Origin of the sequence: Variovorax glacialis, assembly GCF_051216375.1 — a bacterium.
In the GTDB taxonomy this organism is placed as follows: Bacteria; Pseudomonadota; Gammaproteobacteria; order Burkholderiales; family Burkholderiaceae_C; genus Variovorax.
In genome coordinates this window covers 472,974-488,457 of record NZ_JBPJZT010000005.1, presented here as the reverse complement: position 1 = coordinate 488,457, position 15,484 = coordinate 472,974, and the positions used below count along the sequence as shown (strand labels likewise).

At 64.9% G+C, this 15,484-nt stretch carries 15 protein-coding genes; 11 read left to right on the top strand and 4 right to left on the bottom strand.

What is annotated here, in order from left to right:
* Positions 1-149 precede the first annotated feature (149 nt).
* From ACSFBL_RS16930 to ACSFBL_RS16920, 3 genes are read left to right on the top strand one after another with little or no spacing between them, the layout of a single operon-like run.
* Positions 150-383, top strand: a complete 234-nt coding sequence (locus ACSFBL_RS16930) for a hypothetical protein (RefSeq protein ID WP_435516940.1) — start codon at positions 150-152, stop codon at positions 381-383.
* Between the two features lie 36 nt (positions 384-419).
* Positions 420-1,916, top strand: a complete 1,497-nt coding sequence (locus ACSFBL_RS16925) for a circularly permuted type 2 ATP-grasp protein (RefSeq protein ID WP_435516939.1) — start codon at positions 420-422, stop codon at positions 1,914-1,916.
* A gap of 18 nt (positions 1,917-1,934) precedes the next feature.
* Positions 1,935-2,891, top strand: coding sequence for an alpha-E domain-containing protein (locus ACSFBL_RS16920; protein ID WP_435516938.1), 957 nt, complete (start codon positions 1,935-1,937; stop codon positions 2,889-2,891).
* A 110-nt stretch (positions 2,892-3,001) separates the two neighbouring features.
* Here ACSFBL_RS16920 and glpK read toward each other — a convergent pair whose 3' ends face one another.
* Positions 3,002-4,495 carry a glycerol kinase GlpK gene (gene glpK / locus ACSFBL_RS16915; protein ID WP_435516937.1) on the bottom strand — a complete coding sequence of 498 codons (1,494 nt, stop codon included), beginning with the start codon at positions 4,493-4,495 and terminating at the stop codon, positions 3,002-3,004.
* A gap of 13 nt (positions 4,496-4,508) precedes the next feature.
* Positions 4,509-5,279 (bottom strand): DeoR/GlpR family DNA-binding transcription regulator, encoded by a 771-nt coding sequence (locus ACSFBL_RS16910; protein WP_435516936.1) that lies wholly within the window; start codon positions 5,277-5,279, stop codon positions 4,509-4,511.
* A 99-nt stretch (positions 5,280-5,378) separates the two neighbouring features.
* On the opposite strand from ACSFBL_RS16910, the gene glpD reads away from it, so the two are divergent.
* From glpD to ACSFBL_RS16875, 7 genes are all read left to right on the top strand, one after another.
* Positions 5,379-7,055, top strand: coding sequence for a glycerol-3-phosphate dehydrogenase (gene glpD, locus ACSFBL_RS16905; protein WP_435516935.1), 1,677 nt, complete (start codon positions 5,379-5,381; stop codon positions 7,053-7,055).
* Positions 7,046-8,122, top strand: a complete 1,077-nt coding sequence (locus tag ACSFBL_RS16900; protein ID WP_435516934.1) for an ABC transporter ATP-binding protein — start codon at positions 7,046-7,048, stop codon at positions 8,120-8,122. Before glpD ends, ACSFBL_RS16900 begins: the two co-directional genes overlap by 10 nt.
* Position 8,123: 1 nt before the next feature.
* Positions 8,124-9,194, top strand: a complete 1,071-nt coding sequence (locus ACSFBL_RS16895) for an ABC transporter ATP-binding protein (protein ID WP_435516933.1) — start codon at positions 8,124-8,126, stop codon at positions 9,192-9,194.
* A complete protein-coding gene (locus ACSFBL_RS16890) occupies positions 9,191-10,084 on the top strand; it encodes a carbohydrate ABC transporter permease (RefSeq protein ID WP_435516932.1) in 894 nt (297 codons plus the stop codon). Before ACSFBL_RS16895 ends, ACSFBL_RS16890 begins: the two co-directional genes overlap by 4 nt.
* Positions 10,081-10,893 (top strand): carbohydrate ABC transporter permease, encoded by an 813-nt coding sequence (locus ACSFBL_RS16885; RefSeq protein ID WP_435516931.1) that lies wholly within the window; start codon positions 10,081-10,083, stop codon positions 10,891-10,893. The genes ACSFBL_RS16890 and ACSFBL_RS16885 overlap by 4 nt, the downstream gene beginning before the upstream one ends.
* Positions 10,894-10,904: 11 nt before the next feature.
* Positions 10,905-11,213 (top strand): DUF2160 domain-containing protein, encoded by a 309-nt coding sequence (locus ACSFBL_RS16880; RefSeq protein WP_435516930.1) that lies wholly within the window; start codon positions 10,905-10,907, stop codon positions 11,211-11,213.
* Positions 11,214-11,308: 95 nt separating this feature from the next.
* Positions 11,309-13,039: an ABC transporter substrate-binding protein gene (locus tag ACSFBL_RS16875; RefSeq protein ID WP_435516929.1), complete on the top strand. Its 1,731-nt coding sequence runs from the start codon at positions 11,309-11,311 to the stop codon at positions 13,037-13,039.
* 52 nt (positions 13,040-13,091) lie between these two features.
* Here the strand turns inward: ACSFBL_RS16875 and ACSFBL_RS16870 are convergent, their stop codons facing one another.
* Complete coding sequence (locus tag ACSFBL_RS16870) at positions 13,092-13,268, bottom strand: hypothetical protein (RefSeq protein ID WP_435516928.1); 177 nt, start codon at positions 13,266-13,268, stop codon at positions 13,092-13,094.
* A gap of 135 nt (positions 13,269-13,403) precedes the next feature.
* On the opposite strand from ACSFBL_RS16870, the gene ACSFBL_RS16865 reads away from it, so the two are divergent.
* Positions 13,404-14,315 carry a nucleotide-binding protein gene (locus ACSFBL_RS16865; protein WP_435516927.1) on the top strand — a complete coding sequence of 304 codons (912 nt, stop codon included), beginning with the start codon at positions 13,404-13,406 and terminating at the stop codon, positions 14,313-14,315.
* A 90-nt stretch (positions 14,316-14,405) separates the two neighbouring features.
* Here the strand turns inward: ACSFBL_RS16865 and ACSFBL_RS16860 are convergent, their stop codons facing one another.
* Positions 14,406-15,464: a class I SAM-dependent methyltransferase gene (locus ACSFBL_RS16860; RefSeq protein ID WP_435516926.1), complete on the bottom strand. Its 1,059-nt coding sequence runs from the start codon at positions 15,462-15,464 to the stop codon at positions 14,406-14,408.
* Positions 15,465-15,484: the final 20 nt, after the last annotated feature.

Genomic DNA, 15,484 nt, shown 5'->3' with positions numbered 1-15,484 from the left:
TGCGAACGTTGTGCGGGGAACTATGTTATCCCGCACACGGTTCAACAGGGATCTACAGAGTGGACGCCGACACTGTTTCCTCGGGTTTCCCTGCATAGGTGCCCCACCACGGAAGCAAGACTTCTTCTAGCGACCGACTGCTTAACGCCGTGCAACCACGGGTGGCGCTGGTCCAGGCCGGCTATCGCAACCGTTTCGGGCATCCCGCGCCCGAAGTCGTCGAGCGCTACCTCGAACGCGGCGTCTCGTTGGTCGACAGCCCGCACTGCGGCGCGGCCTCGTGGTCCAGCAAGTCGCCGGGCGTGGTCGGATGCCTGCGGCGGCAGTCGCGCCGCTACTGGCGGCACGACATGGGGCAAGATGGCGACGGTATTTGGCCTTGAACTTGCTAAGCTATGCCCAAGGAGATTGGTCGTCCCATGCACAAATTCGACGAGATGTATGAGCAGCTGCCCTACAACGGCGCAGCGGTCCGGAGCCACTACAAACGCTACGACCAATGGCTTGCGAAGCAACCCGGCGAGGTGATGCGATCGCGGCGCGAGGAGGCGGAAATGATCTTCCGCCGGGTCGGGATCACCTTTGCCGTCTACGGCGCGAAGGACGAAGACGGCTCGGGCACCGAGCGCCTGATCCCCTTCGACCTGCTGCCGCGCATCATCCCGGCCCACGAGTGGGCCTCCATGGAAAAAGGCCTCGTCCAGCGCGTGACGGCGCTCAACCGCTTCATCCATGACGTCTACCACGGCCAGGAAATCATCAAGGCCGGCGTCATCCCGGCCGAGCAGATCCTGAACAACGCCCAGTACCGCCCCGAGATGGTCGGCGTGAAGGTGCCCAACGACATCTACTCGCACATCGCGGGCATCGACATCGTCCGCGCCCCCGACTCGGGCGGCAATGGCGAGTACTACGTGCTCGAAGACAACCTGCGCGTGCCCAGCGGCGTGAGCTACATGCTCGAGAACCGCAAGATGATGATGCGGCTCTTCCCCGAGCTGTTCAGCCAGAACCGCATCGCGCCCGTCGCGCACTACCCCGACCTGCTGCTCGAAACCCTGCGTGCCTCCGCGCCGCCGGCCACCGCCGAGCCCACCGTCGTCGTGCTCACCCCCGGCATGTACAACAGCGCGTACTTCGAGCATGCCTTCCTCGCCCAGCAGATGGGCGTCGAACTGGTCGAAGGGCAGGACCTCTTCGTCAAGGACGATTTCGTCTACATGCGCACCACCCGCGGCCCGAAGCGCGTGGACGTCATCTACCGCCGCGTCGACGACGACTTCCTCGACCCCGAAGTCTTCCGCCCGACCTCCACGCTCGGCACCGCCGGCCTGATGCGCGCCTACCGCGAGGGCAACGTCGTCATCTGCAATGCCGTCGGCACCGGCGTCGCGGACGACAAGTCCATCTACCCCTACGTGCCGAAGATGATCGAGTTCTACCTCGGCGAGACGCCCATCCTCAAGAACGTGCCCACCTACATGTGCCGCAACAAGGACGAGCTCGACTACACGCTCGCCAACATGAAGGACCTGGTCGTCAAGGAAGTGCATGGCGCCGGCGGCTACGGCATGCTGATCGGCCCGGCCGCTACGCAGGCCGAGATCGAGGATTTCAAGAAGGCCGTGATCGCCAAGCCCGATGGCTACATCGCGCAGCCGACGCTGAGCCTGTCCACCTCCCCGACCTTCGTGGACGCCGGCATCGCGCCGCGCCACATCGACCTGCGGCCCTTCGTGCTGTCGGCCAAGGAGGTGCAGATGGTGCCGGGTGGGCTGACGCGCGTCGCGCTCAAGGAGGGGTCGCTGGTCGTCAACTCGTCGCAGGGCGGCGGCACCAAGGACACCTGGATCCTGGAAGCGGACCGCGGCGCCAAAGCCACGCAGTCGCAATCGCAAAGCCAGTCGTCGTCCTGATCACGGGAGCCTCAAGAAATGTTGTCACGCACCGCCGATCACCTCTACTGGATGTCGCGCTATACCGAGCGCGCGGAAAACACCGCACGCATGCTCGACGTCAACTACCAGACGTCGCTGCTGCCGCAATCCGCCGAAGTCGCCAAGTACGGCTGGCAGGGCCTGCTCTCCATCAGCGAACTGCTGCCGCTCTACAACGAGAAGCACGACCACTTCAAGCCTAACGAGGTGATGGAGTTCATGGTCAAGGACGAGTCGAATCCTTCGTCGATCCTCTCGTGCCTCCGCGCTGCACGCGAGAACGCGCGCGCCGTGCGCGGTGCCCTCACCACCGAGGCCTGGGAGACGCAGAACACCACCTGGCTCGAAGTCAACCGCATGCTGCGCACGGGCGAGTTCGAACGCGATCCGGCGCAGTTCTTCGAATGGGTCAAGTTCCGCTCGCACCTCTCGCGGGGCGTGACGCTAGGGACCATGCTGCAGGACGAGGCCTTCTACTTCTCGCGCCTCGGCACCTTCCTCGAACGCGCGGACAACACGGCGCGGCTGGTCGACGTCAAGTTCCACGCCCTCAACAGCGAGTTCTTCGGCACCGCCACCGAGGAAGACCAAGAGTACGACTTCTATCACTGGAGCGCGATCCTGCGCAGCGTCTCGGCCTTCGAGGTCTACCGCAAGGTGTACCGCGACGTGATCAAGCCCGAGCGTGTCGCCGAACTGCTCATCCTGCGCGCCGACATGCCGCGCTCGCTGCATGCGAGCCTGCACGAGGTGGTGAACAACCTCGAGAAGGTGAAGAACGAGCAGAGCGCGGAGACGCAGCGGCGGGCGGGCAAGCTGCTGGCGGATCTGCAGTACGCACGTGTCGACGAGATTCTGGCGACCGGGTTGCATGCGTATCTCACGCAGTTCCTGGATCGGGTGAATGAACTCGGGTGGCGGATCAGCCAGGACTTCCTCGTTCCAGGGCACTAGAGCCCACCCCCAGGCTCGCGCACTTCGTGTCGCTCTCCACCCCCTTGCAGGGGGCAACACCGGCGGCCCGGCGGAGCCGGTTCCGCGGTGTTTCTGGCTAAACCCCCCGCCTAAGGCGTTGTGGCCTGGCGGACTGCGCGTTCCCAGCGGGTCATGGATTCCTCGGCCTGGGGGCGGCCCATGGTGGGCATGAAGCGTCGTTCGATTCGCCAGAGTTTCGATAGCTGGCTGACGTCGCTGTAGATGCCTGTCGACAGCCCTGCGAGGTACGCGGCGCCCAGCGCTGTAGTCTCCGTCACTTCCGGTCGCACGACCGGAATACCCAACAGGTCGGCCTGAAACTGCATCAGCAGGTTGTTCACGCAGGCCCCGCCATCCACCCGCAGTTCCGCCACCGGCGTGCCGCCCGCCGCAACCGCATCCCGGCTCATCGCCTGGAGCAGCGCGGCGCTCTGGTAGGCGATGCTTTCCAGCGCGGCGCGCGCGATGTGCGCGACGGTCGTGCCACGCGTGAGCCCGGTGATGATCCCGCGCGCATCGGCGTCCCAGTAGGGCGCGCCGAGGCCGGTGAAGGCCGGCACCATCATCACGCCGCCTGCATCGGGCACGCTCTCCGCGAGCGCTTGCACGTGGGCGCTGCCGGGAATGGCCTTGAGGCCATCGCGCAGCCATTGCACGACCGCGCCGCCGACGAACACGCTGCCTTCCATCGCGTACTGCGGCTGCGTGCCGGTCTGCGCGGCGCTCGTCACGAGCAGGCCGTTGTGCGAAGGCTGAAAGGCGCCGCCGGTGTGCATCAGCAGGAAGCAGCCGGTGCCATAGGTGTTCTTTGCCATGCCGGCATCGAAGCAGGCCTGGCCGAAGAGGGCGCTCTGCTGGTCGCCCGCGACGCCGCCGATCGGCAGGCTGCGCTCCAGCAGGGCCGCGTCGGTATCGGCGAAGTGCGCGCTCGACGGCTTGACCTCGGGCATCAGCGATGCGGGGATGTCGAGCGCCTTCAGCAGCTCCGCATCCCACTGGTTGGTGTGCACGTTGAAGAGCATCGTGCGTGAGGCATTGCTCACGTCCGTGACGTGCACCTTCCCGCCGGTGAGCTGCCAGATCAGCCAGCTGTCGATCGTGCCGAAGGCCAGGTCGCCGCGCTCGGCCTGCGCGCGCACGCCCGGTACGTTGTCGAGCAGCCAGCGCAGCTTGGTGCCGGAGAAATAGGCGTCGATCACGAGCCCGGTCTTCTCGCGGATGGTGTCGGTCATGCCGTCTTCGCGCAACCTTGCGCACAGCGGTTCGGCGCGGCGGTCCTGCCAGACGATGGCGTGATGCACCGGCTGGCCTGTCTTGCGGTTCCATACCACGGTGGTCTCGCGCTGGTTGGTGATGCCGACCGCGTGGATGTCGCTCGCCTTCAGCTTCGCCTTGGCCAGCACCTCGCGCGCGGTGGCGAGCTGGCTGGTCCAGATCTCCATCGGGTCGTGCTCCACCCAGCCGGGCTGCGGGTAGATCTGCGTGAGTTCCTGTTGGGCGATGGCGACGATGCGGCCCTCGCGATCGAAGACGATGCTGCGGGAGCTCGACGTGCCCTGGTCGAGGGCGAGCAGGTAGGTCATTGCAAGGGGTCCTTCAGTGTTCGCGCGCTATTTCGCAGCGGACTTGGGCGCGTTCAAGCAGTTCGAGGAAGGGCGGAGGCGGCTCGGCGTCCGTGAAGAGGCAGTCGATCTGCGAAAGCTTCGCGAGCTCGATCATCGCAGGCCGGTTGAACTTGCTCGCGTCGGCAGCCAGCCACACCTCGCGCGCTTGCGCGATGATGGTTTGCGCCACCTTCACCTCGCGCAGGTCGAAGTCGCGCAGCGTGCCGTCGGCCTCGATGCTCGACACGCCGATCAGCGCGATGTCGACCTTGAACTGGCGGATGAAATCGACCGTCGCTTCGCCCACGATGGCGCGGTCGCGCAGCCGTACCGAACCGCCCGCGACGATGACCTCGCAGTTGGGGTTGTCGCTCAGGATGGTCGCGACGTTCAGGTTGTTCGTGATCACGCGCAGGCCGGTGTGGCGCAGCAGCGCCTTCGCGATGGCCTCGGTCGTGGTGCCGATGTTGAGGATGAGCGAGCAGTCGTTCGGCACCCGCGCCGCCACCGCGCGCGCGATGCGGGCCTTGCCCTCGGCATGCAGCGTCTCGCGCTGCTGGTAGCCGATGTTCTCCGTGGTCGAGCTCGGTACGCGCACCCCGCCATGAAAGCGCGTCAACAGCCCTTCGTCCGCCAGCCGCTGCACGTCGCGACGCACGGTCTGCAGGGTCACGTCGAGCATGTCGGCCAGCTCTTCGACGGTGACGGCGCCGCGCGAGCGCACGGTATTGAGCAGCTTGAGTTGGCGCGGATTGGAATTCACGGGGACGTGCATCGAAAGGGGGCGGGTCACTTTAGAACGAAAGGAAACGAATGGACTTAAGGGTTAACGCCGAAGAAAATCGCGCCGTAAGGAACCAGAATGAAAAGATACGAAAGCGATCTGCCCCTAAACCGTGCATTAAGTCACATTTCCAAGGACCGAGCGCCCGTGAGCGAACCCACCCCGTCATCGACCGCCTCTGCCGCCGATTGCGACGTGCTGATCGTCGGCGGCGGCATCAACGGGTGCGGCATCGCGCGCGACCTGGCGGGCCGGGGCTGGCGCGTGCTGCTGTGCGAGAAGGACGATCTCGCGGCGCACACCTCGTCCTCGTCCACCAAGCTGATCCATGGCGGGCTGCGCTACCTCGAGTACTACGAGTTCTCGCTCGTGCGCAAGGCGCTGCAGGAGCGCGAAGTGCTGCTGAAGAGCGCGCCGCACATCATGTGGCCGCTGCGCTTCGTGATGCCGCACGACCCGTCGATGCGGCCGGCCTGGATGATCCGCATGGGCCTCTTCATGTACGACCACCTGGCCCGCCGCGAGGTGCTGCCAGGGTCGCGCACCGTCGACCTCAAGCACCACGAGGCCGGTGCGGCGCTCAAGCCCGAGTTCAAGCGCGGCTTCGTCTATTCGGATGGCTGGGTGGATGACGCGCGCCTCGTCGTGCTGAACGCGCTCGATGCGCGCGCACGCGGCGCGGAGATCCTGACCCGCACACGCTGCATCAGCGCGCAACGCAGTGTCGACGGCTGGACGGCTGTGCTCGAAGGTGCCGAGGGGCAGCGCACCGTGCGCGCCCGCGCCGTCGTGAATGCGGCCGGGCCGTGGGCCGAAACCTTCCTCCGCGGCGTGGCGCACTCGGCGCAGGGCGAGGCGCTCGCGACCCGTCACCTGCGGCTCGTCAAAGGCAGCCACATCGTCGTGCCGCGCGTCTTCGGCCACGACCACGCCTACATCTTCCAGAACCCCGACAAGCGGATCATCTTCGCGATCCCGTACCAGGACGACTTCACGCTGATCGGAACCACCGACATCGAACTGCAGGGCGACGACCCGGGCGCCGCGCGCATCGGCGATGACGAGGTGGAATACCTCTGCACTCAGGCCAGCCGCTATTTCCGGAAGGCCGTCACCCCTGCGGACGTGGTGTGGACCTATTCGGGCGTACGACCTCTGCTCGACGACGCATCGGGCGACCCCTCGGCCGTGACGCGCGACTACATGCTCGAATCCAACACCAGCGCGGCGCCGCTGCTGTCGGTGTGGGGCGGCAAGATCACGACCTTCCGCAAGCTCGCCGAGGACGCGGCCGACGAGGTGGGCCGGATGCTCGGCGAAACCCGCACCCCATGGACCGAAGGCGCCTTCATGGCCGGTGGCGATCTCTCGGCCTGGATCGACGGCACCAGCCGCACATCGCGGCCCGACGACGACTTCGAGCGTTTCGTCGAAGCCGTCCGCGCGACTTACCCGTGGCTCGAATTCAACCTCGCGCGCCGCCTCGCACGCGCCTACGGTGCCCGCGTCCTGGAAGTCATCGGCGATGCGAAATCGATGGACGACTTGGGCGAGGCCGTCGCGCCCGGGCTCCACGCGCGCGAGTTGCACTACTTGCGCGACGAGGAATGGGCCTGCAGCGGCGACGACGTGTTGTGGCGCCGCTCCAAGCTCGGCCTGCACTACACGCGCATCGAGCGCGAACAGGTCAACTCGTGGATGGAGGCCCATGCACGTTCAGAGGCTTTGGCGACAGAGGGAGGTTCATGCAGCTGACACTCGAACGCGTCACCAAGAAGGTGGGCGCGCAGACCTGGCTTTACCCGCAGAGCATTGCGCCGAAGAGCGGCGCGGTGACGGTGCTGCTGGGCGCGACGCAGGCCGGCAAGACCAGCCTGATGCGGCTCATGGCCGGCCTCGACGCGCCGACCGAAGGCAAGGTCCTGGTCAACGACAAGGACGTGACGGGCGTGCCGGTGCGCGAGCGCAACGTGGCGATGGTGTATCAGCAGTTCATCAACTACCCCTCGCTGAAGGTGGCCGAGAACATCGGCTCCCCGCTCAAGCTGCGCGGAGAAAAGAACGTCGAGGCCCGCGTGCGCGAACTGGCCGACAAGCTGCACATCGGCATGTTCCTCGACCGCTATCCGGCGGAACTCTCCGGCGGCCAGCAGCAGCGCGTGGCGCTGGCGCGTGCGCTGGCCAAGGGCGCGCCGCTGATGCTGCTCGACGAACCGCTGGTGAACCTCGACTACAAGCTGCGCGAAGGGCTGCGCGAGGAACTCACGCAGCTTTTCGCGACCGGTGACTCGACGGTGATCTACGCCACCACCGAGCCGGGCGAGGCCCTCCTGCTCGGCGGCTACACGGCGGTGATGGATGCCGGCGAACTGCTGCAGTACGGGCCGACCGCCGAGGTCTTCCATGCGCCGCAATCGTTGCGCGTGGCGCGCGCCTTCAGCGACCCGCCGATGAACCTCATGGCCGGGCGCGTGGTGGAGGGCGGCGTGCAGATCGAGGGCGGCCCCATGCTGCCTCTGGCGCTGCCCGCCGGCATCGAAGGCGCGGTGACCATCGGCCTGCGTGCGAGCGCACTCAACGTTGGCGCGAGCAACGGCGACATGCCCTTGCCCGGCAAGGTCGAGCTGGCGGAAATCTCCGGCTCCGACACCTTCGTCCACGTCGAGACGCTGGTGGGCGAACTGGTCGCGCAGCTCACCGGCGTGCATCGCTTCGACCTGGGGGCGGCGATCACGCTGTATTTCAGCGCAGCGCAGGCCTATGTGTTCGACAGCGGCGAGCGACTCGCCGTCGCACCGGCCTGGCGCCACAGGGGAGGCTGAGATGGCCCGCATCGACCTCGATCTGGCCCACGCCTATCGCCCGAATCCCACGCAGGACAGCGACTATGCGTTGCTGCCGCTGAAGATGAGCTTCCGCGACGGCGGCGCCTATGCCTTGCTCGGCCCCTCGGGCTGCGGCAAGACCACGATGCTCAACATCATCTCGGGCCTGTTGGCGCCGTCGAAGGGCAGCGTCAAGTTCAACGGGCGCGACGTGACGCTGGAGACACCGCAGCAGCGCAACATCGCGCAGGTGTTTCAGTTCCCGGTGATCTACGACACGATGACCGTGGCGCAGAACCTCGCCTTTCCGCTGCGCAACCGCAACGTGCCGGCCGAGCAGATCCGCAAGCGTGTGGGCGAAATCGCCGAGATGCTCGACATGAGCGGACAGCTCAACCAGCGCGCGGCCGGCCTCGCGGCCGATGCCAAGCAGAAGATCTCGCTCGGTCGCGGCCTGGTGCGCAGCGACGTGTCCGCCGTGCTCTTCGACGAGCCGTTGACCGTGATCGACCCGCACCTCAAGTGGCAGCTTCGTCGCAAGCTCAAGCAGATCCACCGCGAACTCAAGCTCACGCTGATCTACGTCACGCACGACCAGGTCGAAGCGCTGACCTTCGCGGAAGAGGTGGTCGTGATGACGCGCGGCAAGGCCGTGCAGATCGGCAGTGCCGAGGCCTTGTTCGAGCGGCCGGCCCATACCTTCGTCGGCCACTTCATCGGCTCGCCCGGCATGAACTTCCTGCCGGCACAGAGCGCGGGCGGCATGCTGGACATCGCAGGCACGCGCCTGCACGCCACGCGTGAACTGCCCGAAGGCCCGATCAAGCTCGGCATCCGCCCCGAATACGTCACGCTCGCCGAGCCGAATGCACCGGGCGCGGTGCCGGCGATGCTGACGCAAGTGCAGGACGTCGGCACGCACTGGATGCTTACCGCGCAACTCAACGGCAGCGCACTCAAGGCGCGCCTCGCTTCGGATGCGCTGGTCCCGGCCGTCGGCAACACCGTCTGGCTGCAGGTGCTGGGCCGCAAGAGCTGCTTCTATCGTGACGAGGAGTTGGTCGCATGAACGGAACCAACAAGCCCATCAACCAGCGCGCCTGGTGGCTCGTGCTGCCCGTGCTGCTGTGCGTCGCCTTCTCGGCCATCGTGCCGCTGATGACGGTCGTCAACTACTCTGTGCAGGACATCATCTCGCCCGAGCGCCGCGTGTTCGTCGGTACCGAATGGTTCGCCGCCGTGATGCGCGACGACGAACTGCACGCCGCGCTGTGGCGGCAGCTCGGCTTCTCGATCGCGGTGCTGCTGGTCGAGATACCGCTCGGCATCGTGCTCGCGCTGTCGATGCCCGCCACCGGCTGGAAAGGCTCCGCGGTGCTGGTGGTGGTCGCGCTCTCGCTGCTGATTCCATGGAACGTGGTTGGCACCATCTGGCAGATCTTCGCCCGTGCCGACATCGGGCTCTTCGGCTTTGCGCTGCAGAAGATGGGCATCGACTACAGCTACACCGGCAACGCCAGGGATGCGTGGCTCACCGTGCTGCTGATGGACGTGTGGCACTGGACGCCGCTCGTCGCGCTGCTGTGCTTCGCGGGGCTGCGCTCGATCCCCGATGCCTACTACCAGGCCGCGCGCATCGATGGTGCCAGCAAGTTCGCGGTGTTCCGCTACATCCAGCTCCCGAAGATGCGCGGCGTGCTGGTCATCGCCGTGCTGCTGCGCTTCATGGACAGCTTCATGATCTACACCGAGCCTTTCGTGCTGACCGGCGGTGGCCCCGGCAATGCGACCACCTTCCTGAGCCAGTACCTCACGCAGAAAGCGGTCGGCCAGTTCGACCTCGGGCCGGCGGCGGCTTTCTCGCTGATCTACTTCCTCATCATCCTGCTGCTGTGCTTCGTGCTCTACAACTGGATGCTGCGTGTCGGCACCCAGGATGTGGTGGAGGAAACCAAATGAACGAAGACCGCTTCCGCAAGCGCAGCCTGTTCCTGGTGCTCTACATCGTGTTCGCCTTGTTGCCCATCTACTGGATGATCAACATGAGCTTCAAGACGAACGAGGAGATCCTGTCGAGCTTCTCGTTCTTTCCGCAGACCTTCACGTGGGAGAACTACCGGCGCATCTTCACCGATGAGTCCTGGTACTCGGGCTACATCAACAGCCTGATCTACGTCGGCATCAATACGGTGATCTCTCTCACGGTGGCGTTGCCCGCGGCCTATGCGTTCTCGCGCTATTCCTTCCTCGGCGACAAGCACGTCTTCTTCTGGCTGCTGACCAATCGCATGACGCCGCCGGCCGTGTTCCTGCTGCCGTTCTTCCAGCTCTATTCGACCGTCGGCCTGATGGACACGCACCTCGGCGTGGCGCTGGCGCACCTGCTCTTCAACGTACCGTTGGCTGTGTGGATTCTCGAGGGCTTCATGAGCGGCATACCGCGCGAGATCGACGAGACGGCTTACATCGACGGCTACTCGTTCCCGCGCTTCTTTCTCACCATCTTCCTGCCACTCATCAAAGCGGGCGTCGGCGTCGCTGCCTTCTTCTGCTTCATGTTCAGCTGGGTCGAGCTTCTGCTGGCGCGCACGCTGACCAGCGTGAACGCGAAACCCATCGTCGCGACCATGACCCGAACCGTAAGCGCTTCAGGAATGGATTGGGCCACGCTGGCAGCGGCCGGCGTGCTGACGATCGTTCCAGGTGCCATCGTCATCTGGTTCGTGCGGCACTACATCGCAAAAGGCTTTGCGATGGGCCGCGTTTAAGGAGGACAAGCATGTTCGACTGGATGGTCTGGACTACCCCCGTAGCGGTCTTCTTCACCTGCATCGGCCTGATGCTCGTCGGCATGACGGTGTGGGAGTTGAAGTCTCCCACCACCTTGCGCCGCGGCTGGCTGCCGCTGGACACCACGCGCGGTGACCGCCTCTTCATCGGGCTGCTCATCGCAGCCTACATCAACCTCATCTTCATCGGCATCGCCGGCAAGCTGCAGGAGTGGATGAGCCTCGAAGCCGAGCCGTCGATCTGGATCAGCTTCGTCATTTCGATGATCGTGCTCGCGCTGATCATGAAGAAGGGCTGAGCGTCGGGATTCGATTTTGTTTACCAACGGACCGGCTCTCCGCTTTCCCGGAGCCGCCTCCGCAAGAACCGGGAAGCGCCATCGAGGAGACCACCATGAAGATTCGCTACACAGCATTGGCACTGGCCGCGGCGACTTTCGCCTTGCAGAGCGCCTGGGCAGGGGAGGCGGAGGCCAAGAAATGGATCGACAGCGAATTCCAGCCGTCGAGCCTGAACAAGGAACAACAGGCGGCCGAGATGAAATGGTTCATCGACACCGCCAAGAAGCTGAGCGACAAGGGCGTGAAGGAAGTGTCCGTGGTGTCCGAGACCATCACCACGCACGAGTACGAATCGAAGACGCTCGCCAAGGCCTTCGAGGAAATCACCGGCATCAAGGTCAAGCACGACATCATCCAGGAAGGCGACGTCGTCGAGAAACTGCAGACTTCCATGCAGTCCGGCAAGTCGATCTATGACGGCTGGATCTCCGACTCCGACCTGATCGGCACGCACTACCGCTACGGCAAGATCATGTCGCTCACCGAGTACATGGCCGGCGCCGGCAAGGAGTGGACCAACCCCGGCCTGGACGTGAAGGACTTCATCGGCACCAGCTTCACCACCGCGCCCGACGGCCAGCTCTACCAGTTGCCCGACCAGCAGTTCGCCAACCTGTACTGGTTCCGCGCCGACCTCTTCGGCCGCAAGGACCTGCAGGACAAGTTCAAGGCCAAGTACGGCTACGACCTCGGCGTGCCGCTCAACTGGAGCGCGTACGAGGACATCGCCGAGTTCTTCACCAACGACGTGAAGACCATTGACGGCAAGCCCATCTACGGCCACATGGACTACGGCAAGAAGGACCCGTCGCTCGGCTGGCGCTTTACCGATGCGTGGCTCTCCATGGCCGGCACCGCCGACAAGGGCATTCCCAACGGCATGCCCGTCGACGAATGGGGCATTAAGGTCGCGGCCGACAAGTGCACGCCGGTCGGTGCCAGCGTGTCACGCGGCGGCGCGACCAACTCGCCCGCGGCCGTCTATGCACTCACCAAGTACATCGACTGGATGAAGAAGTACGCGCCCAAGGAAGCCACCGGCATGACCTTCGGCGAAGCCGGCCCCGTGCCCGCGCAAGGACAGATCGCGCAACAGATCTTCTGGTACACCGCCTTCACGGCAGACATGACCAAGGCCGGCCTGCCGGTGGTCAATGCGGACGGATCGCCGAAGTGGCGCATGGCCCCCGGCCCCAACGGCCCGTATTGGAAGCAGGGCATGCAGAACGGCTACCAGGACGTCGGCTCGTGGACCTTCTTCAAGGGGCATGACGCCAACAAGACCGCTGCCGCGTGGCTCTATGCGCAGTTCGTGACGTCGAAGACCGTGTCGGCCAAGAAGAGCGTGGTCGGCCTGACCTTCATCCGCGAGAGCGACATCCGGCACGAATACTTCACGCAGAACGCCAACAAGTACGGCGGCCTGATCGAGTTCTATCGCAGCCCTGCGCGCGTGGCGTGGACGCCGACCGGCACCAACGTGCCCGACTATCCGAAGCTCGCGCAGCTCTGGTGGAAGAACGTTGCCGAGGCCGTGACCGGCGAGAAGACGCCGCAGAAGGCGATGGACAACCTGGCCGAGGAAATGGACAACGTGATGGGGCGGCTGGAACGCGCGGGTATGGCGAAGTGCGCGCCCAAGCTCGCGCCGAAGGGTGATCCGGCGAAGATGCTCAGCGATGAGCATGCGCCGTGGAAGAAGCTGGCGAATGAGAAGCCGAAGGGGGAGACGATCGACTACTCGAAGCTGCTGGCGGCTTGGAAGGATGGCAAGGTGCGGTAACTGGGGAGCAGCGCACGCGCGAGAACGGGTGTCTCGCGCGTGTGCTGGCTTCCTATTGGGGCGATTGCATCAGCGAACTGATGGTCCCCTTTACGAGCTGGATGCGTCGCTCGATTTCCGCGTCGAGGAAACCGAGCAGGGAGCGCGATTCGGTGGCGCGGGCGGCTTGCGTGATGACCGCGCGCGGCAACGAATGCCGGGGGTCGGTCCGTATCAGCCAACTGTTCAAGCGCACGTTCGACATCGACACGTAGCACTATCGGAACTGCTGAAGGGATAGCGGTGCTATCGCAACTATTAAGAATCCGGCGCATACTGCTCTGAACCGTTTGTGAGTCGCGTTCGTTGTCCCGAAGGTAGGCACATGCTCATCACCCGGCGCATCTATATCAGCTTGCCAGCGGATCGATGGCTTTCGCCGCCCATGAACGACCTCAAGTGGGCGATCGTGGACGAGATCGAGAATCTGGGCTTTACGCCGGAAGTTTTCACCAATCCACGAGGCAGGCCCGGGCTCGCCTCCTCACGATCATGGGGTGCGCGCGACGCAGACGAGGTCGCGCGACGCTGTTCCGGCGCCGCCGTTATCGGGATGGCGCGCTGGAACTTTCGCGATAGCGAAGGTAATGACGTCAGGCTTCCGACCGAGTTCGCCCACTACGAGGGCTCTCTTGCACGCACGCTCGGTCTACCGACGCTCGTCCTGGTCCAAAGCGACGTTCTCCGACGCGTTGTTTTTGACCCAACGTATGGCGGGTTCGTCGGGGAGATTCCGCCGGCCGGCACTCGAGATTGGCTGAAGACGCCCGAATTCCGTGTGCCCTTCGGCTATTGGAGGACACAGCTCAACGCACGTCGCGATGTCTTTCTGGGTTACTGCAGCAGTTCACGAACGACGGCGGCAAACCTGAAGGCCTTTCTCCAGAGCGGCGGCGCTTCAGTGCTCGACTGGCAAACCGATTTCATCGCCGGCCGGTCCATCCTTGCGCAGATCGAAGAGGCGGCCGCCCGGTGCAGCGCGGGGATCTTCCTCTTTACCAAGGATGATGACTTGGTCGATGCAGGGCAGCCAGACCGTTCGGCGCCGCGCGACAACGTCGTGTTCGAGGCCGGCTACTTTATCGGGCTGAAAGGCAAGCGAAACGTCCTGATCGTCAGAGAAATGGGATCGAAGATGCCGGCAGATCTGGGCGGCGACATCTACGCGTTGCTTCAGGACAAGTCGGACATTGGACCGATCGAGAGGGTAGTCTCCGGTTTCATGTCGGCCCTGTGAGCGTCCCTATCAAGCGACGATGCGGTAACCGGGCAGATGGCACAGGCGGAGGGCGCCGGCGGCGCCGCGTGAACACATCGAACCTTCCTTCTATGGCCGAGCCTCAAACACAAGATTGAACGGCGTCTCCGCAGCACGCCGAAACCGACTGAACCCACCTTCCAGCGCAACCCCGCCCAGCCGCTTCTCCCCAGCCTGCGCCCCCAGCCCAAGCCCCACTTCCTGCGACAACGAGCAAGGCGTACAAACCATCGTCGACGCCGAGTAGAAGATGCGCCCGACCGGATTGATGTTGTCCTCCAGCCGATCGTTGGCAAACGGCTCGACGATCATCCACATGCCGTTCGGCGACAGCGTCTCGCGCACGTGCTTCGCCGCGCCGACCGGATCGCCCATATCGTGCAGGCAATCGAAGAAGGCGACGAGATCGAAGTCGCGGCCCGGATAGTTCTTCGCGCCGGCCACCTCGAAACTCACGCGATCGGCGACGCCCGCTGCGGCGGCGCGTTCGCGCGCAGCGTTGATCGAAGGCTCGTGGAAGTCGTAGCCGATGAATGTCGAAGCCGGGTAGGCCTGGGCCAGCACGATGGTCGACGCGCCGAAGCCGCAGCCGACATCGGCCACGCGCGCGCCTGCGTGCAGCCGCTCGCTCATGCCGTCGAGCGCCGGAATCCAGCTCGGCTCCAGGTTGGCGTTGTAGCCGGCCCTGAAGAAGCGCTCGGTGCCGGAGAACAGGCTCGGGTGATGTTCGTGCCAGCCGAGGCCGGTGCCATCGCGGAATGCCTTCTGCACCTTGTCGATGTCGAGGAACATCGACATCAGGCATTCGAATCCGCCGCCCATGAAGGCGGGACTGCTGTCGTCCGCCAGCACCAGTGCCGCCTCGGGTGAGAGCGTGTACGTCTGCGCCTTCGGGTCATAGTCGACGAAGCCGCTCGCAACCTGCGCGTTGAGCCACTCCTGCGCGTAGCGCAGGCGCAGGCGCGTGCGTTCGCTGAGGTCATCCACCGTCATCGGCCCGGCGCCCGCCATGGCCTTGTACAACCCGAGCCGGTCGCCGAGGATGACCAGCGGCGCACTGGCCAGCGCGCCGAACTCGGTGACCATCCTGGCGAGCAGGGCGTTGAGCTTGTCGTCGTCGATTTGCATGGTTCGCTCCTTTGAACACG

What these genes read in the sequence shown, in the direction of transcription:
- ACSFBL_RS16900 (WP_435516934.1), top strand. Translation starts at nt 7,046, where the DNA reads ATGCAGCTGACACTCGAACGCGTCACCAAGAAGGTGGGCGCGCAGACC.
- ACSFBL_RS16890 (WP_435516932.1), top strand. Translation starts at nt 9,191, where the DNA reads ATGAACGGAACCAACAAGCCCATCAACCAGCGCGCCTGGTGGCTCGTG.
- ACSFBL_RS16860 (WP_435516926.1), bottom strand. Translation starts at nt 15,464, where the DNA reads ATGCAAATCGACGACGACAAGCTCAACGCCCTGCTCGCCAGGATGGTC.
- glpD (WP_435516935.1), top strand. Translation starts at nt 5,379, where the DNA reads ATGAAAAGATACGAAAGCGATCTGCCCCTAAACCGTGCATTAAGTCAC.
- ACSFBL_RS16875 (WP_435516929.1), top strand. Translation starts at nt 11,309, where the DNA reads ATGAAGATTCGCTACACAGCATTGGCACTGGCCGCGGCGACTTTCGCC.
- ACSFBL_RS16865 (WP_435516927.1), top strand. Translation starts at nt 13,404, where the DNA reads ATGCTCATCACCCGGCGCATCTATATCAGCTTGCCAGCGGATCGATGG.
- ACSFBL_RS16920 (WP_435516938.1), top strand. Translation starts at nt 1,935, where the DNA reads ATGTTGTCACGCACCGCCGATCACCTCTACTGGATGTCGCGCTATACC.
- ACSFBL_RS16925 (WP_435516939.1), top strand. Translation starts at nt 420, where the DNA reads ATGCACAAATTCGACGAGATGTATGAGCAGCTGCCCTACAACGGCGCA.
- glpK (WP_435516937.1), bottom strand. Translation starts at nt 4,495, where the DNA reads ATGACCTACCTGCTCGCCCTCGACCAGGGCACGTCGAGCTCCCGCAGC.
- ACSFBL_RS16880 (WP_435516930.1), top strand. Translation starts at nt 10,905, where the DNA reads ATGTTCGACTGGATGGTCTGGACTACCCCCGTAGCGGTCTTCTTCACC.
- ACSFBL_RS16895 (WP_435516933.1), top strand. Translation starts at nt 8,124, where the DNA reads ATGGCCCGCATCGACCTCGATCTGGCCCACGCCTATCGCCCGAATCCC.
- ACSFBL_RS16885 (WP_435516931.1), top strand. Translation starts at nt 10,081, where the DNA reads ATGAACGAAGACCGCTTCCGCAAGCGCAGCCTGTTCCTGGTGCTCTAC.